Below are 20,340 nucleotides of genomic sequence, written 5' to 3' on the forward strand. Positions count from 1 at the left end.
GCTTGCACCCCAGGGCGTTCTGCCCCAAGCTCTCCCTTCCCCCCGCCATGGACCGCCCGATGCCCGCACGTCACCGCTACCTGATCGCTGTCTTGCTGCTGATCCTGGTGTCGGTCGGTATCGTCTACCTGCGTCGGGACACCCCACCAACAGCGCCAACACTGCCCCCGCACAGCTACGCCAAGGCCTTGCGCCAGGCTCACGACGGCCAGCCGGGTGCGGCGCGGGTGCTCTACCAACAACTGCAACGCGACGACCTGGCGCCGATACGCCGCGCCGCGCTGTACGCCGAGCTGCCCAACTACCCGTCACCGCAAGCACTGAAACTGGCCCAGATCGACCTGGAAAACGATGAGCCCCTGGTGCGCCGCGCCGCCATCGCCAGCATCCGCCGTCTGCTACCCGCCGCGCAACGCAGCCTGGTGCTGGGGCCGCTGCTTGACGATGACGAGCAAAGCGTTCGCTTCGCCGCCGTCGATGCCTTGCTCGGCCTTGACCCTGACGCCATCGGCCTGTACTTCGGCCCGCTGCAGGCCGCACTGGAGCAGTATCAACAGGCGCTGGAGCAACAACCTGAAGACGCCGAGGCACAGGTTCACCTGGCGCGCCTTTACCTGCATGAAAACGACTACACCCAGGCCGCCGCTGCGCTGCAGCGCAGCCTTGCGTTGGCCCCCGAAAGCCCTGACGCCCTGGCGACCCAGGTGCGCCTGCTGGAACGCCAGGGCCATCACGACCAATCCCGGCACGTATTGGCCAAGGCCCTGGCACTGCGCCCGGACTCAGCGTTCCTGCAACACGAACTGGGGCTCTGGCTGATCCGCCACGCGCAACGCGAGTACGCCCTGCTCGCCCTGTCGCGGGCGGTCGAGCTGGACCCGGACAATGCCGATTATCGCTACACCCTGGCCGTTACCCTGCACGACCTCGAGCAATCCGATGCCGCGCAGAAGCAGCTTGAAACCTTGCTCAGCCGACAACCGGCCAACCGCCGGGCACGGGTACTGTTGATCCAGTACTGGAAAGAAACCGGGCAGTTGCAGAATGTCCAGGTGCTGCTGGCCGAACTCGAGCGGCAGAACCCGGACGATCCGTTCTTGCAGCAAGGGCTGTAGAAGCGTTGAACCCTGGGTGAGTGCCTGTGGTCCAGTGGGTATCGGACCACTAATGGCATGGCCAAGCACGGCAGTGCCCTCAAGGAGAATCGCATTGGCCAGCTCGCTGTCGCTGGACGAACGTGCCCTGATCCTGGCACCCACGCAACTCGCCACGGACACCTCGAAGTTCCTGGCGAGTGCGGGGATCGATTGCCTGTGTTCACGCGATATCGCCAACCTGCGAGACGGGCTTGGAGAAGGTGCAGGGCTGGCAATCATTGCTGAACACACGTTGAACAGCGGCCAAAGCGAGCTGTTGCAGGGGTTCATTGACCAGCAACCGCCTTGGTCGGATTTACCGATCGTGCTGCTGACCCAAACACCACACGCTTCGGCATCCGCTGATCATCCATTGGGGAATTTGACACTGCTGGCCATTCCGTTCGAGGAAGACCAGTTGCTGGAACTGATCAAGCTCGCCTTGCGCCACCGCCGCCGCCAGTACCTGGCGCGTGACCAATTGCTTGACCTGCAGCAACGCCTGGACGCACGCAGCCAGGTCCAGCAGACCGCCGAACTGGCCCAGCACCAGACCCGCAAAATGGAAGCGATCGGCCAACTGGCCGGGGGTGTGGCGCACGACTTCAACAACTTGCTGACCAGCATTGGCGGCAGCTTTGAACTGATTGACCGACGCCTCAAGCAAGGGAGCACCAAAGGTGTCGATGCCCTCCTGCACATGGGCCAGGAGGCGGTGGCACGTGCAGCCCGGCTCACCCATCGCCTGCTGGCGTTTTCGTCAAGGCAATCGCTGCACAGTCAACGCATCGACTTGCAGGCATTGTTGCAGGCCGGCCGGCTGGAAGCGGTGCTGGAGCATGCTGTGGTGCTGCAGTTGAAGGTGCCCGCAGACCTATGGCCGGTTCAAGCCGACGGTAGCCAATTGCATGAGGCCGTGGATAACCTGCTCATTAATGCCTGCGAGGCCATGCCCAGTGGCGGTGTGCTGCGTGTCGAGGCCAGTAACCGGCAGATAGACGCGCAGCACTGTGCCAGCGGCGGCCTGGCCGAGGGAGATTATGCGTGCCTGAGTATCATCGATGAAGGCCAGGGCATGTCGGAAATCACCTTGGAACACGCCTTCGAGCCGTTCTTCAGCACCAAGCCGGTAGGCCAGGGTATTGGCCTGGGGTTGTCCATGGTGTACGGCTTCAGCAAGCAATCCCAAGGTCACGTGGTGTTGAACAGCCGAATAGGCCAAGGCACCCGCGTGGACCTGTACCTGCCGCGGCATCACGACCAGGCGCAAGCGCAGGCACCCTCACCGCCCACGGTAGCCAAGGGCAATGGCCACAATGTGCTGCTCGTGGAAGATGACCCGCATGTGCGCCAACTGTTGTGTCAGGGCTTGCAGGAATATGGCTTTCCCTGCCGCAGTACCTGCAATGCCAGCGAGGCGTTACAGGTGTTGCGCTCACCGCAGGCGATCGACCTGCTAGTGACTGACGTGGGGTTGCCGGGCATGAATGGCCGACAGCTGGCGGAGATTGCCCGCACCTTGCGCCCACACCTGCCGGTGCTGTTCATCACCGGATACGCCGAAACGGCAATGGCGCGCGAGGGGTTTCTTGGCCCGGGTATGCAGCTGATCTGCAAACCGTTCGAACTCAAGCGTCTGCAGGCACAAGTCGCGCATATGCTCGGTGAGGGCTGAACCGGCTTATTCGGCCAGCATCAGCATGGCCTGATTGCCCAAGGTTGCCAGCTCGAACGGCTTGAGCAGCAGCGCCGTGCCCGGCATCTCGAGAAGCTGCTGCTCCAACGGAGGGTCGGTATAACCGGTGATGAAGAGAATCTTCTGTTCCGGCTTGATCATGCGCATCGCCTTGGCCACTTGGCGCCCGCTGAAGCCCCCTGGCAAGCCGATGTCGGTGATCACCAGGTCGAAGGGGCCATCGTGGCGGAACCGCTGCAGCGCAGAATTGGCATCGGTCACGTCACACACCTCGAAGCCCCGCTCGCGAAGCGACTCACGCATGAGCAAGCGCAGATTATGCTCATCGTCGACCAACAGCAGGCGCTGCCCGTTCGCCTGCGAGGCCTGCGGCTGAGGGGGCGTGGGCGCTGGCGATATCGCCTGGTAACAACGAGGAAACAGCATGCAGACCTTTACCCCCTGGCCTGGCGCCGACTCAAGCCAGATGTAACCGCCGGACTGGCCCACAAAGCCGTGGACCATGGGCAGCCCCAGCCCCGAACCACGCCCCATGGGTTTGCTGGTGAAAAACGGCTCGAATGCCCTGGCCACATCTTCGGCCGGCATGCCATGGCCATCGTCCATCACATGGAGGGCAAGGTAGTCACCGGCGGGCAAGCCGCCCTCGTCAGGGAATGCGCTGGCCAGGCGCGTATTGAACGTACGGATGGTCAGGTTACCGCGCCCCATGCAGGCTTCGCGCGCATTGGCACACAGGTTCACCAGGCTGTTTTCCAGCTGGGCTATGTCGAGGCAGACGACCCACGGCTCGACGTCCATTTCCCAGTTCAAGCGCATTTCCGCCCCGAGCGCCTGGCGCAACAGTGGCTCCATGTGCGACAGCTGGCTGTTCATGTCCAGAGGCTTGGGCGCAAGCGGTTGATGACGGGAAAACGCCAACAGGCGGTGAGTCAGGCCCATGGCCCGCTGCACCGAGTCGCGGGCCAGCTCCACATAGTCGCCGATGCGCTCTGTCCGCCCTTGGTCCAGGCGCCGCTGCAGCAGCTCCAGGCTGCCACTGATACCCGACAACAGGTTGTTCATCTCATGCGCCATCCCCCCCGCCAGGTGGCCCGCTGCGTCCAGCCGCTGGGTGTTGCACAACAGGGCTTCGGACTGACGCATGGCCTCTTCGCGGTCCTCGGTAATATCACGCCCGACAGCGGTCAGCAGCGTGCCGTCGAAGCTGGTATTCCAACGCAACCAGCGGTAGTGACCCTCTGCATGGCGCATGCGGGTTTCGAAGGGTTCGGCAACCTGATCGCGCGCGACACCGATCACCGCCACTTCCACCTCGGCCCAGTCTGCAGGATGTATCAGTTGCAGAATCGGCAAATCCCTGGCCTGTTGCTCACTCCAGCCCAGAATGCGGTGCCAGGCCGGGTTGGCGGCCTGCAACTTGAGGTCGCGCGTGACGATCATCATGGCATCGCGGGACAAGCGCCACATGTATTCGCGGTCATCCATGTAGCGTTTGATCTGCCGCTCGAAGGTTTGCGCCTGCTCGCGCCATTTGTAATGCGCATCGACGCTGGCGGTGGTTTCGATCACGGTATGCAGAAAACCGCTTACCTCGTGTTGCTCGTCACGGATGGGCGTGTAACTGAAGGCATACCAGGCCTGTACACCGGTTGTCGTGCACTCGATCGACAGTGGCTGATCTTCGACGAAGCTGGAGCGCCCTTCGAGCGCCTTGAATACCCAAGGGCCTATATCGCTCCAGGCACTCTCCCAAAGCGTATCGAACCCCCTCCCCAAGGCATGCTCCAGGCCAGCCAGCAATGTCCTATAGGCGTCATTGTGGATGACGGTCATGCCTGGCCCCCACACCACAGCGCTGGGGAACGGCGACAGCAGCATCATGTTGACCGCGATGCGCAACGACGCCGGCCAATGCGGCAGCGGGCCAGGCCCCGTTTGCCGCCAGTCGAACCGCGCGATCCTGTCGCCCATGCCGCCCATGCCGCCTGCCGATTCCACGTCAGGGGACAGTTGGACGCCGCGTGGCGGCGGTACATGCGAAATGCCATTAGCGCCCAATGAAGTGATTCCACCTTTGATCTGGGTAATGAGGGGTTGCGCATCATCTGCTGCACGGTACGCCGCCGCAATAACCGCAGTGTGAACAGGCTCGCAGTCAGACACTTAGCATCTGCACGCAAACCGGCCTCAGCAACACTAGCACAGCGCCACCAGTGCATGGCATGCCGGTAAACCACAGCTATGCTGTTTAGGTTTCCCTGCTCCATGGACTGACTTTCCCGTTTGACTACAGACAGGAGTGTAGTGATGAGCAAGAAGATTCTGGTGGTGCTGACCAATACCGCCAAGTATCCGGGCCTGAAACGCGCCACCGGTTTATGGCTGGGTGAAGCAGTACATTTCGTCGATGAGGTGCAAAAAGCGGGGTATGCAGTCGACTATGTCAGCCCCACCGGCGGTTACGTGCCAATCGATCCGCACAGCCTGCAGATGGCTCCAGAGCTAGACTGGCAATACTACGACGACAAATCGTTCATGAAGCGTCTGGGATCTTCGCTAAGCCCCGGCCAGGTCAAGGCCGACGAATACTGCGCGATTTATTACACCGGTGGCCACGGTGTGATGTGGGACTTCCCCGATGACCGGGCGCTTCAAGACCTGGCCCGCAAGATCTACGAAAACAACGGCGTTGTTGCCGCGGTATGCCATGGCGTCGTCGGCTTGTTGAACATCAAGCTCAGCGATAACCGGCTGTTGCTCAAGGACCGTCAGGTTACCGGCTTTTCCAACATCGAGGAAAAACTGGCCGAGCTGGAGAGTGTGGTGCCATTTTTGACGGAAAATGAACTGGGCGCGCGCGGGGGTATCTACAGCAAGCATAAAGAACCCTGGGAGTCCTTTGTGGTCCGTGATGAGCGGTTGATCACAGGACAGAACCCTCAATCCACTGCCAAACTCGCGCAATCAGTAATAGACGCAATTGGGTGAGGGATAAAATCGACCGTGTGATAGCGTTCAGGGTCCAACGCAATCCACGGGGTAACGCCGCCAAGCAGGTGTGACGGCGCTACCTTGCACTTATTCTACGTTGAGCACGCCGCGGCGCACCTGGTCGCGTTCGATGGACTCGAACAGCGCCTTGAAGTTGCCCTCGCCAAAGCCATCGTCACCCTTGCGCTGGATAAATTCGAAGAACACCGGGCCAAGCAGGGTTGCAGAGAAGATCTGCAACAACAGGCGCTTGTCACCCGGTTCGGATGCGCCGTCGAGCAGAATGCCACGGGCTTGCAATTGGTCGACGGGCTCACCGTGGCCCGGCAGGCGCTCTTCGAGCATTTCGTAATACGTCTGTGGTGGCGCGGTCATGAAGCGCATGCCGTAGCCCTTGAGCGCGTCCCAGGTCTTGATCAGGTCGTCGGTGAGGAAGGCCACGTGCTGAATGCCCTCGCCATTGAACTGCATCAGGAACTCTTCGATTTGCCCCGCGCCCTTGGACGATTCTTCGTTCAGCGGAATGCGGATCATGCCGTCCGGGGCGGTCATGGCCTTGGAGGTCAGCCCGGTGTACTCACCCTTGATGTCGAAATAGCGAATTTCGCGGAAGTTGAACAGTTTCTCGTAGAACCCGGCCCAGTAGGCCATGCGCCCGCGATAGACGTTGTGGGTCAGGTGGTCGATGATCTTCAACCCCGCCCCCACCGGGTTACGGTCGACACCTTCGATGAAGTTGAAGTCAATGTCGTAGATCGAGCTGCCTTCTTCAAAGCGATCAATCAGGTACAGCGGCGCGCCGCCAATCCCCTTGATCGCCGGCAGGCGTAGCTCCATCGGCCCGGTTTCGATTTCGACCGGCTGAGCACCCAACTCCAGGGCACGGGCATAAGCTTCATGGGCGTTGCGCACACGGAAGGCCATGCCGCACACCGACGGGCCATGCTCGGCGGCAAAATAGGAGGCGATGCTCTTGGGCTCGTTGTTGAGGATCAGGTTGATACCGCCCTGACGGTACAGGTGCACTTCTTTGGAGCGGTGGGTGGCTACCTTGGTAAAACCGAGAATCTGAAGCACGGGCTCCAGAACGCCAGGGGTCGGCGAAGCCAGTTCAATGAACTCGAAGCCCATCAGGCCCATTGGGTTGTCGAAGATATCAGCCATGTTCGTGTCCTCATCTGCAGCGAAAATTATTGAATGCGTGGGATGTGGAACACAAACGGCGGGGCGCACGGGATGCCGCGCACGCTGCGGGCGAGGAAGTCACCAATGATCAGCTTGAACCCATGGTTAGTCATAGGGATCCATTCTCGGTGGAATTGACCCTTCAACGAAGAAGGACCTTATTGTTGTATTCGTAAATCGATTCTACATTGCGTAAATATCTTTGTCGCGCATTAGTTCGCCACCTGTTCCGACAAACGGCTATCCTCAAAACGTCTCCCTTCATGAAGATTAGGCCAGCATGCCTCTCACGGTTAAACGGACTGCCCGCTGGAGTTGGCGCGCCCTCCTCCCCTGGGTAGTCGGCGTATTGCCGCTGGTGTTCGGCCTGCTGGTGATCAACTGGCAAATCGAGCGCGAACTGCGCGCCAGCAGCCAGGCCACCACACGTCAGGTAGTGGAGCAGGTCGAACATATCCTGGACAACCTCGCCACGGCTGCCGACGCCCTGCTGCCACTGGCAGGCAGGCCGTGCGAGCAGGCCCAGCTGGCGCTGCGCGGCCAGGTCACGCGCAATGCCTTTGTCCGCTCGACCAATCTGTTCCGGCAAAACACCTTGTATTGCACCTCGTTGTTCGGCGAATTCGATGAACCCGTCGATGCCAGCGACTACACCGATGGCACGCTATGGCTGATGGATGGCAACTCGGTGACGCCGGGCCACGCGTTGCTGGTGTACCGCGCCAGCGAAGGCGACCGCGGCGCCATCACCACCGTGGATGGCGACCATTTGCTGACTGCGCTGCGCTTGATCGGCCCCGACGAGCAGTTGCAACTGCGCGTCGGCAATGCCTGGATAGGCAAAGAAGGCGTCGTGCATCAAGGCCAGCCACCCGCCGCGGTCGTCGCCCAAGCTACCTTGGGTTCCACCCGCTACCCGTTCAGCGTGCAGGGCGGTTATGCCGCCGACAAGCGCGGCGAACTGCTGCGCAGCCATTACCCGCCCCTGCTCAGCCTGCTGCTGTTGCTGGGTGTGGTGGCAGGTACCGTATGCCGCTGGCAGATCCGCCGCGCCAACTCGCCACGCGCCGAACTGCGCCGCGCCTTGGAGGCCGACGAGTTTCTGCCGTACTTCCAGCCCGTGGTGCGCAAAGGCGATTACCGTTGGTCCGGCGCCGAAGTCCTGATGCGCTGGAACCATCCCCATGAGGGGCTGGTACGCCCCGACCTGTTCATCCCCTATGCCGAACACAGCGGGCAGATCGTCGACATGACACGCGCGCTGATGCTGCACACCGCGCAAAGCCTGGCACCCTACGCGGCATTGATGGAGGATGGCTTCCATATCAGTGTCAACATCACCGCCGACCATTGCCGTGACCTGAACCTCATCGACGACTGCCAGACCTTTCTTCGGCAATTTCCGCCCGGGCGTGTGGTGCTGACACTGGAGCTGACCGAGCGCAAGTTGGTCGAGGCGTCCCCGGTTACCCTGGAGCTGTTTGAAAAGCTGCATGAAATGGGCGTGATGATCGCCTTGGACGACTTCGGTACCGGCCAGTCCAGCCTCAATTACCTGCGCCAGTTCAACGTGGATTACCTCAAGATCGACCAGAGCTTCGTGGCGATGATCGGTGGCGATGCGCTGTCGCAACACATCCTCGACAGCATCATCGAACTGTCCGCCAAGCTGGGCCTGGGCATCGTTGCCGAAGGCGTCGAGACCGAAGCCCAGCGTGACTATCTGGCCCGGCACGGCGTGCACTTCCAGCAGGGCTATCTGTTCGGTCGCCCCATGCCCGCCGCCGAGTTCCTGCAAGCGTTGGCCACCCGCCCAGGCGTCGCGCGGTTGCCGCAAGACGCGCCCCCTGAGATCATGCGCGGCTGATCCACCCGCTCATCCCCCTGTTCGAGGCATTCGTGTCAAAAGGCATTCTCTGTTCGGTCACGGCGTCCTGCCTGTTCGCCGTGATGTACTTCTATACCTCCCTGCTCACGCCGCTTGATGGCGAAGAGATCTTTGGCTGGCGCACACTGCTGACCTTGCCCTGCCTGACGCTGTTCATGCTGGTCAGCAAAGACTGGAAGCGGGTCGGCGATCTGCTCGGGCGCGTGCGCCAGACGCCCCTGCTGCTGCTGGGCATGGTCGGCACCTCGTGGTTGATGGGGGTGCAGTTGTGGCTGTTTCTCTGGGCGCCGCTGCATGGGCGCAGCCTGGAAGTGTCGATGGGTTACTTCCTGCTGCCACTGGCTATGGTACTGACTGGCCGCCTGGTGTATGGCGAGCGCCTGTCACGCCTGCAAAAGGTCGCGGTGAGCTGCGCGGCGCTGGGTGTGGGCCACGAACTTTACCAGAACGGCAGCTTTGCCTGGGAGACCATGCTGGTGATGATCGGTTACCCGATCTACTTCGTGTTGCGTCGGCGCTGCCGCACCGACCACCTGGGTGGCTTGTGGTGCGACATGTGCCTGCTGCTGCCTTGGGCCCTGTACTTCGTGATCCAGGGGCCGCTGTCGAGCGCCGACCTGCTCCAGCACCCCGGCCTGTACGGGTTGATTCCCCTGCTCGGGGCGATCAGTGCCTGCGCGCTGATCGCCTACGTGCTGGCCAGCCGGCTGTTGCCATTCAGCCTGTTTGGCCTGCTCAGCTACGTCGAGCCGGTGCTGCTGGTAGGCGTGGCGCTGCTACTGGGCGAGACCATCGGCCCGGATCAGTGGCTGACATACCTGCCGATCTGGGCCGCGGTGCTGGTGCTGGTGCTCGAAGGCTTCAGGCACCTGATGCGTCAGCGTCGGCGTTCGGTGTAAGGCGCACCTGGCGCACCCGCCGCTCCTCCACCGCTACCACGGTCATGCTCCAGCCGTTCCAGGCCAGGCAGTCACCGACCACTGGCAGGCGGTCCAGCAGGCTCATCACCAGGCCCGCCAGGGTTTGGTAGTCCTCGGTGGCGCGGGCGCAGAAACCGGTTCGTGCCTGCACCTGGCTGAGGTTCAGCGCGCCGCTGACCACAAAGCCGTCCGCCTCTTCGACGATGCCGGGGCCTTCGACCTCGCTGGCATCGGGTAGCTCGCCAGCGATCGACTCGAGGATGTCGGTCATGGTCAACAGGCCGGTGAAATCACCGAACTCGTTGACCACGAAGGCGATGTGCGTCGACTGGCTGCGCATCTGTTCCAGGGCGTTGAGGATGCTGAAGCTCTCCAGCAGGTTCAAAGGTGCGTGGGCCATGCGTTCAAGGTCAGGCTGATTGCCCGACAGCAACTCCTTGAGCAGCTCCTTCTTGTGCACGAAGCCCAGCGGCTCATCGATACGGCCATCGCGGATCAGTGGCAGGCGCGAGTACGGTGAATGGGCCAGGGCCTCGGTAATCGCAGCGGCTGGCAGAGCCAAGTCGATGACATCGACTTCGGCCCGGGCAGTCATCACCGTGCGGATCGGCCGCTCGGCGAGGTTTAGCACACCGCTGATCATCACCCGCTCGCGGCGGTCGAACAGCACATGTTCCTCGCCACCTTCGACCAGGTCGGCAATTTCTTCGCCCACCTCGTCAGCCTCGACCCGGCGGCCGCCCAGCAGACGCAAGACAGCATGTGCAGTGCGCTCACGCAGTGGCCTGTGCTGCTGCAGGCTGCGCTTGCGGCGGGCACGGGCCAACTGGTTGAACAGCTCGATGAGGATCGAGAAACCGATGGCCGCGTACAGATAGCCTTTCGGGATATGGAAGCCCAGGCCTTCGGCAGTCAAGCTGAAACCGATCATCATCAGGAAGCCCAGGCAGAGCATGATCACGGTCGGGTGGGCGTTGACGAAGCGGGTCAGCGGCTTGCTGGCGACGATCATGATACCGATCGAGAAGATGACCGCGATCATCATGATCGACAGCTCTTCGACCATGCCCACGGCGGTAATGACCGCATCGAGCGAGAACACCGCGTCGAGCACGACGATCTGCGCCACGATCGGCCAGAACGCGGCATGGCGCAGCGTACCACTGGCCTGGGTGACATGGCCTTCCAAGCGTTCGTGCAATTCCATGGTGGCCTTGAACAACAGGAACACACCACCGAACAGCATGATCAGGTCACGGCCCGAGAAGCTCTTGCCGAACACGTCGATCAACGGCGCGGTCAGGGTGACCATCCACGAGATACTGGCCAGCAGGCCCAGCCGCATGATCAGCGCCAGGCTCAGGCCGATCACCCGTGCGCGGTCGCGCTGATGCGGCGGCAGCTTGTCTGCCAGGATCGCGATGAACACCAGGTTGTCGATACCCAGTACCAGCTCGAGGACGATAAGCGTCAACAGGCCTAGCCAGGCCGTGGGGTCAGCTAGCCATTCCATTAGCGGGTACTCACGAAGGACGCGTCACCAGGACGCTGGAAGGATGGCCGGGACGGCCGAAAACTGGGGGGCTCCGCGAAGGTGCTCATAGGGACCTGAATAGAAAATTGGGGAAATGATCCTACAAGCACAGCAGGTTTTTCTGATAGCGCAAAACTATTACAAAAGCTGTAAAAACGTTTAGGGGACTTTTCTTCAATACTGTGGAATCAGCCCAGGCACACGATGACGGCCATCGTCCTTCACCTGGAATACCCCGATGAGCCTGTCCCTTTCCATGGCTGCATTCGCACTGGCGGCCTCGATATCCCCCGGCCCGGTCAATATCGTCGCCCTTGGCAGTGGCGCGCGACACGGGCTGCGCGCAAGCCTTGCACATGTCGCGGGGGCAACGCTGGGCTTCTGCCTGCTGCTGGCGCTCGTTGGCCTGGGCGTGCATGCAGCGTTGACGCGCTGGCAGTTGCTGGGCATGGCGCTGCAGGCGGGCGGCGTGGTGTTTCTGCTGTACATGGCGTGGAAGCTGGCCTGGGACGACGGCCAGCTGGGCAGCGAGCGCGGGCAACGCGCACCCTCGGCCTGGCAGGGCGCGGCAATGCAGTGGCTGAACCCCAAGGCCTGGCTGGCGGCGGTGGCAGGCGTGGGTGCCTATACCGGCGGCGAGCAACAGCTGCTGTGGTTGTTCACCGGGATCTATGGGCCGATCTGTTTTGTTTCAGTGGCCAGTTGGGCGTGGGCCGGTAGCGTCATTCGGGAATATGTGAGTGAGCGGCGGTATATGCGGTTGCTCAATCGTAGCCTTGCGCTGCTGCTGGTTATCAGTGCCGGCTACCTGGTCATTTGATAATGCCCCGGCGTGGTCGCCAGGTGCTGCTTGAACACCCGCTGCAGGTGCGCCTGGTCGGCAAACCCCGCCTCCAGCGCCACCTCGGCAATCGCCCGCCCCCTGCGCAGTTGCGCCCGGGCGTGCTGCACGCGCTGATCGAGCAGGTACCCATGGGGCGTCAGGCCAAAACGCTGGCCAAAGGCGCGGATCAGGTAGGACCGCGACAAGCCGCTGGCAGCACAGATGTCCTCCAGCGTCAGCGGGTCGAGGCGGTGGGCGCGAATGAACGCCGCTGCCGCCTGCAAGCGCGGGTGCTCGGCAGGCATTTCGACGGGAATGGCCTGCAGATAGCCTGGCAGTTCGTTGAAAAAGCTCGCCAAGCGCCCTTCCCGATCCTTCAGCTCGCCATCGAACAGGTCGGCAAACAGGTGCAGCAATCTGCTGTACAACGCAGACGAGGTGCTGCAGGTTTGCGTTGGCAGCGCAAAACCCAGCGCCTGTAACCATTGCCAATCGACGAACATCATCAGGTACGACCACGCCTGCCCCGCAATCGGGTTACAGGTGTGAACCACACCCGGGTTCATCAGCACCGTGGTCCCTGCAGTCACTTCCACCTGGCTGTGACCGCTCAGGTAGCTGCTACGCCCCCCGGTGATCACCCCAATCGAGAAACTCTCGTGGGAATGGGCGGCATAGCACACCTTGCGCCCATCCCCCACGCGCCGGGCTTCGACGAAGGGCAAGGCCGGCTCCCGCCAGAACCGCGATACCTCGATCATGACCCTGCCCTCACTCGCCACTGCCGATACTGCCGTGCATGATTACGCATTCAGGGGTGAACCGCCATTGCGTTGCAGATTGTACAGCACCGGTCTGCGCCTCTTTGAACTTCAAGGCGTTACTAAGCACCGCATCGGTGGGCGATGGCAATGTCGTGATCGGCTGCGGCGGCGCTGTCGGGATTACAGCGTCCAGTCCAGGCTCACCATCATCGTGCGTGGCTCACCGTGGTACACGCCGTTATAGAACCCCAGGTTGTTGTAGTAGTGCTCGTCGAACAGGTTTTTCACGTTCAGCGATGCCGACAGGTGCTCGTCGAAGCGGTAGCGCGCCATCAGCCCGACCACCGAGAAGGCCTTCTGGCTGATGGTGTCGGCGACGGTGATGATCTTGCCTTCCGCATTGCGCCCTACCGGCCGGCTGGCGGCCTTGTAGTTGTCGCTCTGCCAATCCACGGTGCCACCCACGGTCAACGCCGGGGTCAACGTGTAGGTGGTGGAGAACCGCACCAGGTTCAGGGGTTGCTCGGTATTCTTGCGCTGTTTGTCACCCGTCGCGGCGTGGGTGTAGCTGTAGCCCAGGCTCATCTGCCAGCCAGGCGCCAGTTCGCCGGCAATCTCGGCTTCGAAACCTTCGACCACCACGCCCTTGCCACCGGACTTGTAGTAGATCTCGCCATTGGGCCCTGGCGGCACCGAGTCGTCCTGCTCGGCGACGTTGTCCTGCTTGCTGCGAAACACCGCGGTGCTGAGGTTCAAGCGGTCGTCCAGCAAGCCGCCTTTGAGGCCGACTTCGTAGACCTTGCCCACGATGGGTTCCAGGTATTTCTCGTCGACGTCGCGCACCGTCTGCGGGTTGAAGATATCGGCATAGCTGGCATACACGGTGTACTGCTCGGACAGGTCATAGAGCACCCCGGCGTACGGCGTCCACTGGTCGTTCTGGGTCTGTTCACTGCGCGTGCTGCGGGTGACCGCCAGGTTGCTGTCATAGGACCAGGACTTGCTTTCGGTTTCCCAGCTGCCATAGCGGCTACCGAGCACGAAGTGCACGCGGTCGGTCGGGTTGAGGCGCGTGGCGATGTAGCCGGCTTTCTGCTTGATGTTCGAGCGCGATGAGTCCAGGCCGGTGTCGTAGTCGCTGAACTTGGCGATGCTGCCCATGTACTTCCAGTCGGGAATCGCGTTGTAGCCAACCGGGTCGTTGCGCCCGGCAAAGGCCGGCGCGCGGTTGCGGCGCTCGGAAACGCCGTAGCCGACCATGAAGTCATGGCTGCGACCGAACAGTTGGTAAGGGCCAGCCAGGTTGAGGTCCAGCGCATCCATCTTCTCTTCGCCGGAGAAGTGGCTGATATAGGCGCCCATGCCGCTGCGGTCGGCGGCGGGGAAACCACTGCCGCCGTAGTAGACCTTGCCGTCGGTATCGCTCTCTCGGTGGGTGTAGGCCGCCTTCAGCAGCCAGTCATTGGCCAACCGCTGGTCGAGGGTGATGAAGGCCGTCTTGTCTTTCAGCGGCCAGGACGACCAGGGCGCCGACATGTTGGTGGACCGCGGCAGGTCGGCCTTGCCGCCTTCGGCGTTCCAATAAGGCACCGTGCCCCACGAGGCCCCCTGCACATCCTTGTTCTGGTAGTCGTAGCCCACCGCCAGCACCGTGCTGTCGGTCAGGTCGGCTTCGAGGATGCCGTAGGCCACTTCACGTTGGCTAGCGTACTTGTCCATGTAGGACTTGCTGTCGCGGTAGGCCAGCACCGTGCGCCCGCGCAGGCGCCCGTCCCAGCCCAGCGGGCCGCCGACGTCCAGGTAGCTGTAGTAGTTGTCGTAGCTGCCGGCGCTGACCCCGCTCTTGACTGCCAACTGGTGGGTGGGGCGCTTGCGCACCATGGCGATGGTGCCGGAGGGGTCGCCCGCGCCGGTGGTCAGGCCGGTAGCGCCGCGCACCACTTCGATACGGTCGTAAATGATGGTGTCGGAGTCCGACTTCAGCCCGGAGAAGGTGTTGAGCATCCCGTCGATCTGGAAGTTGTTGATCGCGTAGCCGCGCGAAAAATAGGTCGGCCGCTCAGAGTCGTTGCGCTGCACGGTCACGCCGGTGACATGGGCCAGCGCTTCGGACAGGCTGTCGAGCTGGAAGTCGTCGAGCTGTTGGCGGGTGATGACCGAGACCGATTGCGGGGTTTCCTTGATCGACAGATTCAGGCGCGTGGCTGTGCTCATGCTGCCGGTGGTGTAGGAGCCGCTGTTCTCGGTGGTGCTGCCCAGGCCCTGGGCGAGGATTTCGGTGGAGCCGAGTTCCAGTACCCCCTCCTCTGCCTGGGTTTCGGCCGAACCTAAGAGGGTGGCACACAGGCCGAGGGTCAGGGTCGTGGAACGGTTGATGGGCGCGAACATCGCTGCCTTACTCCTTGTACGTTCGATGAAAATCCATGGCTGCCGTTGCTTGGCATTCACATGAAAACGAATCTCGTATGGGAATCGTTATCGATTTGTCAGCAAAACGTAAAGAAGGGCGGTGTTCAGCCGCCCTTCTGTGTACAGCGACCCGTCAATTCAAGGCATGACCGGCGGCACATACTGCAATGTCGTGCCCAACGCCCACAGCAGCACCAGCACCAACGGCACGTGCACCAGCAGTTGGACGAACGAGAAACCGATCAGGTCCCGCGCCTTGAGCCCCAGCACACCCAGCAGCGGCAGCATGTAGAACGGGTTGATCAGGTTGGGCAACGCTTCGGCCGCGTTGTAGATCTGCACCGCCCAGCCCAGGTGGTACTGCAGGTCGTTGGCCACCAGCATCACGTAGGGCGCCTCGATGATCCACTTGCCACCACCCGACGGGATGAAGAAGCCCAGCACCGCCGAGTACACGCCCATCAGCACGGCATAGGTGTCATGGGTGGCGATCTGGGTGAAGAACAGCGAAATGTGGTGGGCCAGGGTCTGTTCGTCGACACCTTTCACCTGGGTGAGGATGGCGGCGATCGAGCCGTACAGCGGGAACTGGATCAGCACACCGGTGGTGGTCGGCACCGCACGCGCCACGGCATCGAGGAAGCTGCGCGGGCGCCAGTGCAGCAAGGCACCGAGCATGATGAACAGCAGGTTGTAGGTGTTCAGGCCGGAGATCGCGGTGATCGCAGGTTTGGTGGCGAACTCCTGGTACAACCAGCCGCCGGCCAGGGCGACCATCAGCAGGATCAGGATCGGGCTGTACTCCAGCCATTCGCCTGGGCGAGTGCGCTGGGGTGCGGGCGGCGCCGTGAAGCTGGGGTCAACGCCGCAGTCTTCTGCACTGCGTGCGCTGTTCGGGCCGGGTGCGGTGGCGTAGGCAATCACCAGCGAGACGATGACCAGTGCCGCCAGCATGACCCCGGACTGCCAGAGGAAGATGGTTTCGGTGAACGGAATCACCCCGGTGATCGACAGGATCGACGGCGGCAGGCTGGCCGGGTTGGCCTGCAACTGCGCCGCCGAAGACGACAGGCCCAGCGCCCACACCGCACCGAGGCCCAGGTAGGCGGCGGCACCGGCGGCGCGGTAGTCCATCTTCAGGTCGCTGCGGCGCGCCAGCGCGCGTACCAGCAGGCCGCCGAACACCAGCGACAGGCCCCAGTTGAGCAACGAGGCCAGCATCGAGATCAGCGCCACCCAGCACACTGCCGAGCGGCCGTTGTTCGGCACCCGCGCCAGGCGGTCGATCAGCCGTGCGGCAGGCGGCGAGCTGGCCACCACATAGCCACCGATGACCACGAAGGCCATCTGCATGGTGAACGGGATCAGGCTCCAGAAGCCATCGCCAAAGGCCTTGGCAGTGTCGGTGGGTTTGGCGCCCATGGCCAGGGCACCGAGGCTCACTAGCATCACTGCCAGGGCGGCGAACACCCACGAGTCGGGGAACCAGCGCTCGGCCCAGTTTGAGCAGCGCAAGGCAAAACGGGCGGAGCGGCTGTCTTGGATATCAGCGGCCACGGTCACTTCCTTTTATTGGTTTTATGGGTTGGAACAGTATCGAGCTAAAAGCACAAAACCCTGTGGGAGCGGGCTTTTCCCGCGAATACGATGGTGGGCTCACCAAAGCATTCGCGGGAAAAGCCCGCTCCCACAGGGTCGGTGGAGGGTTTTAGAAGGTCATTTCCTTCACATTGTCCGGCACGATCAGCTTGCCGGCGGTTTTCTCGATGATCTCCTCAACGCTTACCCCCGGCGCTGTTTCGCGCAGGATGAAGGCGCCGTCCTCGATCTCCAGGTAGGCCAGGTCGGTCAGTACCTTGCGAATGCAGCCGGCGCCGGTCAGCGGCAGGCTGCAGCGCGGCAGCAGCTTGGACTCGCCATCCTTGGAGGCGTGGGTCATGGTGACGATGATGTTCTCGGCACCGGCCACCAGGTCCATGGCGCCGCCCATGCCCTTGACCAGCTTGCCGGGGATCATCCACGAGGCGATGTTTCCCTCCACGTCCACCTCGAAGGCACCCAGCACGGTGAGGTCGACGTGGCCGCCACGGATCATGGCGAAGGATTGCGCCGAGTCAAAGATCGAAGCGCCGCGGCGCGCGGTAACTGTCTGCTTGCCGGCGTTGATCATGTCGGCGTCGATGGTGCTCTCGGTGGGGAACTCGCCCATGCCGAGCAGGCCGTTCTCCGACTGCAGCATCACATCCATGTCGGCCGGTACATAGTTGGCCACCAGGGTCGGGATGCCGATACCGAGGTTGACGTAGTAGCCGTCCTTCAGTTCACGGGCGACGCGTTGCGCCATCTGTTCGCGGGTCAGTGCCATGGTCAGGATCTCTTTGTTGTTCTGGAGGACGGCGCTCAGGCCTTGACGGTGCGCTTTTCGATGCGTTTTTCGAAGGTGCCGACAATCACTCGGTCGACGAAGATCCCCGGGGTGTGGATTTCGCTGGGCAGCAGCACGCCAGGCTCGACGATTTCTTCCACTTCGACCACGGTGATCTTGCCGGCGGTGGCGGCCAGCGGGTTGAAGTTTTGCGCGGTGTTGCGGTACACCACGTTGCCGTAGTGGTCGGCCTTCCAGCCCTTGACGATGGCGAAGTCGCCGGTGATGGACTCTTCGAGGATGTACTTGCGGCCCTTGAACTCGCGCACTTCCTTGCCGTCGGCGACCGGGGTGCCGTAGCCGGTGGCGGTGTAGAAGGCCGGGATGCCGGCACCGCCCGCGCGCATTTTCTCGGCCAGGGTGCCCTGGGGGGTCAGTTCGACGTCCAGTTCGCCGCTGAGCAGCTGGCGTTCGAATTCGGCGTTTTCGCCAACGTAGGAAGCGATCATCTTGCGGATCTGCCGGTCTTCCAGCAGAACGCCCAGGCCGAAGCCGTCGACGCCGCAGTTGTTGGAGACCACGGTCAGGCCCTTGACGCCACGGCGCTTGATTTCGGCGATGAGGTTTTCCGGGATGCCGCACAGGCCGAAGCCGCCGGCCAGTACCGTCATGTTGTCGGTCAGGCCTTCGAGGGCCTGTTCATAGGTTGCTACGCGCTTGTCCAGTCCGGCCATGCTGATCCGCCTTTTGTAGTTGTTGACCGACGAGGCTGTCGGTGAGCGTGTGCCTGCATCTTCACCGTTGGCGACTGATTTGTTAATTTTGTTTTCATCATCGATTGATAACTTTTTCAAAATAACCGTGAGCCCGCCATGAACGTCAAGCAACTGCGCGCCTTCGTCGCCGTGGCCAAGTACCAGAGTTTTGCCCAGGCCGGTGAGCATCTGCATGTATCCCAACCGGCGTTGAGCCTCACCATCAAGGCGCTGGAGGACAACCTCGGCGGCGCCCTGCTTACTCGCACCACCCGCAGCGTCAGCCTGACCGCCGAAGGCGAAGTGCTGTTGCCACTGGCCCGGCGCCTGCTGGCCGACTGGGACGACACCGAAGAGATGCTGCGCCAGCGCTTCACCCTGCAGCTGGGGCGGGTGTCCGTCGCGGCCATGCCGGCCTTCGCCGGCAACCTGCTGCCGCACTCGCTGAAGGTGTTTCGCCAGCGCTACCCGAAGGTCAACGTCACGGTGCACGACGTGATCAACGAACAGGTACTGGAACTGGTGCGCCACCGCCGCGTCGAACTGGGCATCGGCTTCGAACCGGAAAACACCGAAGGCCTGCGCTTTTACCCGCTGTACATGGACCGCTTTGTCGCGGTTGTGCCCGCCGACTCACCTTTGACGTTGCAAGCCGAAGTCAGCTGGGCGCAATTGCTGGCCGAGGATTTCATCGCCCTGCAGCGCCCTTCGGCGGTGCGCCTGCTGCTGGAACAGAACGTCGCGGCGCTGCACGGCAAACTGGCGGTGGCGTTCGAAAGCCACCAGCTGTCGACCGTCGGCCGCATGGTCGCCAGCGGCCTGGGTGTCAGCGCGGTGCCGGCGCTGTGCATCAACCAGATGCAGGAACTTGGCGCGCGCTGCATCACGTTGGTCGAGCCCGCCGTCGAACGGCGCATCGGGGTGATCGCCCTGGGCGACCACAAACTCTCCACGGCAGCGCAGGCGCTGCTTGAAGTACTGCTTTCCCACACCCAGCCCCCGGAGGTGACATGCGATACGTGAAACTGGCAGGTAGCGAGGTGCCCGCCATTGGCCAGGGCACTTGGTACATGGGTGAAGACCCGGCGCGCAGGCCAGCCGAGGTTGCTGCACTGCAGCAAGGCATCGACCTGGGCATGAACCTGATCGACACCGCCGAGATGTATGCCGAAGGCGGCGCCGAGGAAGTGGTCGGCCAGGCCATCGCCGGGCGGCGCGACCAGGTATTCCTGATCAGCAAGGTGTACCCGCACAATGCCAGCCAGCGCGGTGTGCCTGCGGCCTGCGAACGTAGCCTGAAACGCCTGGGCACCGACGTCATCGACCTGTACTTGCTGCACTGGCGCGGCCAATACCCGTTGGAAGAGACTGTCGAGGCGTTCGAGCGATTGCGCGAACAGGGCAAGATCCGGCGCTGGGGCGTTTCCAACTTCGATGTCGACGACCTGCGCGAACTGCACAACGCCGATTGCGCCACCAATCAGGTGCTGTACAACCCGGCGCAGCGTGGCATCGAGTTCGACCTGTTGCCGTGGAGCCGCCAACGCGGCTTGCCGACGATGGCCTACTGCCCGCTGGCCCAGGCTGGGCGGCTGTTGCAGCACCCGGTCATGGCCGAGATTGCCGAGCGGCATGGGGCAACGCCGGCGCAGGTCAGTCTGGCCTGGGTCACGCGTGATGATGGGGTAGTTGCCATTCCCAAGGCGGTGGCGCCCGAGCATGTGCGCTTGAATGCAGCGGCGGGGGCATTGGCCTTGACCAGCGAGGACTTGAGAGCGATTGATCGGGCGTTTCCGGCGCCGACGCGCAAGCAGCACCTGGCGATGGTCTGACAGTTTTTCAATGGCCGCTTCGCAGGCTTGCCCGCGAAG

16 protein-coding genes are annotated in these 20,340 nt (G+C 62.5%); 8 read left to right on the forward strand and 8 right to left on the reverse strand.

The features are described from left to right. Window positions 1–59 precede the first annotated feature (59 nt). Both ACIPIJ_RS12865 and ACIPIJ_RS12870 read left to right on the forward strand, forming a co-directional pair. Window positions 60–1,115, forward strand: coding sequence for a tetratricopeptide repeat protein (locus ACIPIJ_RS12865; RefSeq protein ID WP_401077030.1), 1,056 nt, complete (start codon window positions 60–62; stop codon window positions 1,113–1,115). A gap of 94 nt (window positions 1,116–1,209) precedes the next feature. Beyond that, window positions 1,210–2,811, forward strand: a complete 1,602-nt coding sequence (locus ACIPIJ_RS12870; protein ID WP_401077032.1) for a response regulator — start codon at window positions 1,210–1,212, stop codon at window positions 2,809–2,811. 6 nt (window positions 2,812–2,817) lie between these two features. On the opposite strand, the gene ACIPIJ_RS12875 is transcribed toward ACIPIJ_RS12870, so the two are convergent. Then, complete coding sequence (locus ACIPIJ_RS12875) at window positions 2,818–4,806, reverse strand: response regulator (RefSeq protein ID WP_401077034.1); 1,989 nt, start codon at window positions 4,804–4,806, stop codon at window positions 2,818–2,820. Between the two features lie 336 nt (window positions 4,807–5,142). Between ACIPIJ_RS12875 and ACIPIJ_RS12880 the strand changes: the two genes are divergently transcribed. Continuing rightward, window positions 5,143–5,823 (forward strand): type 1 glutamine amidotransferase domain-containing protein, encoded by a 681-nt coding sequence (locus ACIPIJ_RS12880; protein WP_401077036.1) that lies wholly within the window; start codon window positions 5,143–5,145, stop codon window positions 5,821–5,823. 90 nt (window positions 5,824–5,913) lie between these two features. Here ACIPIJ_RS12880 and hppD read toward each other — a convergent pair whose 3' ends face one another. Next, window positions 5,914–6,990 (reverse strand): 4-hydroxyphenylpyruvate dioxygenase, encoded by a 1,077-nt coding sequence (hppD, locus tag ACIPIJ_RS12885; protein ID WP_401077038.1) that lies wholly within the window; start codon window positions 6,988–6,990, stop codon window positions 5,914–5,916. A 301-nt stretch (window positions 6,991–7,291) separates the two neighbouring features. On the opposite strand from hppD, the gene ACIPIJ_RS12890 reads away from it, so the two are divergent. Both ACIPIJ_RS12890 and rarD read left to right on the forward strand, forming a co-directional pair. Beyond that, window positions 7,292–8,878, forward strand: coding sequence for an EAL domain-containing protein (locus ACIPIJ_RS12890; protein WP_401077039.1), 1,587 nt, complete (start codon window positions 7,292–7,294; stop codon window positions 8,876–8,878). 32 nt (window positions 8,879–8,910) lie between these two features. Next, window positions 8,911–9,798, forward strand: coding sequence for an EamA family transporter RarD (gene rarD / locus ACIPIJ_RS12895; RefSeq protein ID WP_401077040.1), 888 nt, complete (start codon window positions 8,911–8,913; stop codon window positions 9,796–9,798). Here the strand turns inward: rarD and ACIPIJ_RS12900 are convergent. Next, window positions 9,761–11,332 (reverse strand): TerC family protein, encoded by a 1,572-nt coding sequence (locus tag ACIPIJ_RS12900; RefSeq protein WP_401077041.1) that lies wholly within the window; start codon window positions 11,330–11,332, stop codon window positions 9,761–9,763. The genes rarD and ACIPIJ_RS12900 overlap by 38 nt on opposite strands. 259 nt (window positions 11,333–11,591) lie before the next feature. Between ACIPIJ_RS12900 and ACIPIJ_RS12905 the strand changes: the two genes are divergently transcribed. After that, window positions 11,592–12,173 carry a LysE family translocator gene (locus ACIPIJ_RS12905; protein WP_401077043.1) on the forward strand — a complete coding sequence of 194 codons (582 nt, stop codon included), beginning with the start codon at window positions 11,592–11,594 and terminating at the stop codon, window positions 12,171–12,173. On the opposite strand, the gene ACIPIJ_RS12910 is transcribed toward ACIPIJ_RS12905, so the two are convergent. The 5 genes from ACIPIJ_RS12910 to ACIPIJ_RS12930 all read right to left on the reverse strand — a co-directional run bounded on the left by ACIPIJ_RS12910 (window position 12,158) and on the right by ACIPIJ_RS12930 (window position 18,448). Next, window positions 12,158–12,937 (reverse strand): helix-turn-helix domain-containing protein, encoded by a 780-nt coding sequence (locus tag ACIPIJ_RS12910; protein ID WP_401077045.1) that lies wholly within the window; start codon window positions 12,935–12,937, stop codon window positions 12,158–12,160. The genes ACIPIJ_RS12905 and ACIPIJ_RS12910 overlap by 16 nt on opposite strands. A gap of 183 nt (window positions 12,938–13,120) precedes the next feature. After that, on the reverse strand, window positions 13,121–15,328 hold the full coding sequence (locus ACIPIJ_RS12915; RefSeq protein WP_401077047.1) for a TonB-dependent siderophore receptor: 2,208 nt from the start codon (window positions 15,326–15,328) through the stop codon (window positions 13,121–13,123). Between the two features lie 159 nt (window positions 15,329–15,487). Continuing rightward, window positions 15,488–16,906: a short-chain fatty acid transporter gene (locus ACIPIJ_RS12920; protein WP_401077049.1), complete on the reverse strand. Its 1,419-nt coding sequence runs from the start codon at window positions 16,904–16,906 to the stop codon at window positions 15,488–15,490. 151 nt (window positions 16,907–17,057) lie between these two features. Next, window positions 17,058–17,714: a CoA transferase subunit B gene (locus ACIPIJ_RS12925; protein WP_401077051.1), complete on the reverse strand. Its 657-nt coding sequence runs from the start codon at window positions 17,712–17,714 to the stop codon at window positions 17,058–17,060. Between the two features lie 35 nt (window positions 17,715–17,749). Continuing rightward, on the reverse strand, window positions 17,750–18,448 hold the full coding sequence (locus tag ACIPIJ_RS12930; RefSeq protein ID WP_401077052.1) for a CoA transferase subunit A: 699 nt from the start codon (window positions 18,446–18,448) through the stop codon (window positions 17,750–17,752). A 138-nt stretch (window positions 18,449–18,586) separates the two neighbouring features. Between ACIPIJ_RS12930 and ACIPIJ_RS12935 the strand changes: the two genes are divergently transcribed. Together ACIPIJ_RS12935 and ACIPIJ_RS12940 are read left to right on the forward strand one after the other, a co-directional pair. After that, complete coding sequence (locus ACIPIJ_RS12935; protein WP_401077054.1) at window positions 18,587–19,492, forward strand: LysR family transcriptional regulator; 906 nt, start codon at window positions 18,587–18,589, stop codon at window positions 19,490–19,492. Beyond that, complete coding sequence (locus tag ACIPIJ_RS12940) at window positions 19,480–20,301, forward strand: aldo/keto reductase (protein ID WP_401077056.1); 822 nt, start codon at window positions 19,480–19,482, stop codon at window positions 20,299–20,301. Before ACIPIJ_RS12935 ends, ACIPIJ_RS12940 begins: the two co-directional genes overlap by 13 nt. Window positions 20,302–20,340: the final 39 nt, after the last annotated feature.

The organism is Pseudomonas sp. NPDC087185, assembly GCF_044744955.1.
GTDB lineage: Bacteria > Pseudomonadota > Gammaproteobacteria > Pseudomonadales > Pseudomonadaceae > Aquipseudomonas.

Bases quoted from the DNA above. Each gene is read 5' to 3' on its own strand.
- ACIPIJ_RS12880 (WP_401077036.1), top strand. From the start codon at position 5,143: ATGAGCAAGAAGATTCTGGTGGTGCTGACCAATACCGCCAAGTATCCG.
- ACIPIJ_RS12900 (WP_401077041.1), bottom strand. From the start codon at position 11,332: ATGGAATGGCTAGCTGACCCCACGGCCTGGCTAGGCCTGTTGACGCTT.
- ACIPIJ_RS12875 (WP_401077034.1), bottom strand. From the start codon at position 4,806: ATGGGCGACAGGATCGCGCGGTTCGACTGGCGGCAAACGGGGCCTGGC.
- ACIPIJ_RS12890 (WP_401077039.1), top strand. From the start codon at position 7,292: ATGCCTCTCACGGTTAAACGGACTGCCCGCTGGAGTTGGCGCGCCCTC.
- ACIPIJ_RS12935 (WP_401077054.1), top strand. From the start codon at position 18,587: ATGAACGTCAAGCAACTGCGCGCCTTCGTCGCCGTGGCCAAGTACCAG.
- ACIPIJ_RS12905 (WP_401077043.1), top strand. From the start codon at position 11,592: ATGAGCCTGTCCCTTTCCATGGCTGCATTCGCACTGGCGGCCTCGATA.
- ACIPIJ_RS12865 (WP_401077030.1), top strand. From the start codon at position 60: ATGCCCGCACGTCACCGCTACCTGATCGCTGTCTTGCTGCTGATCCTG.
- ACIPIJ_RS12930 (WP_401077052.1), bottom strand. From the start codon at position 18,448: ATGGCCGGACTGGACAAGCGCGTAGCAACCTATGAACAGGCCCTCGAA.
- ACIPIJ_RS12925 (WP_401077051.1), bottom strand. From the start codon at position 17,714: ATGGCACTGACCCGCGAACAGATGGCGCAACGCGTCGCCCGTGAACTG.
- ACIPIJ_RS12915 (WP_401077047.1), bottom strand. From the start codon at position 15,328: ATGTTCGCGCCCATCAACCGTTCCACGACCCTGACCCTCGGCCTGTGT.
- hppD (WP_401077038.1), bottom strand. From the start codon at position 6,990: ATGGCTGATATCTTCGACAACCCAATGGGCCTGATGGGCTTCGAGTTC.
- ACIPIJ_RS12910 (WP_401077045.1), bottom strand. From the start codon at position 12,937: ATGATCGAGGTATCGCGGTTCTGGCGGGAGCCGGCCTTGCCCTTCGTC.
- ACIPIJ_RS12940 (WP_401077056.1), top strand. From the start codon at position 19,480: ATGCGATACGTGAAACTGGCAGGTAGCGAGGTGCCCGCCATTGGCCAG.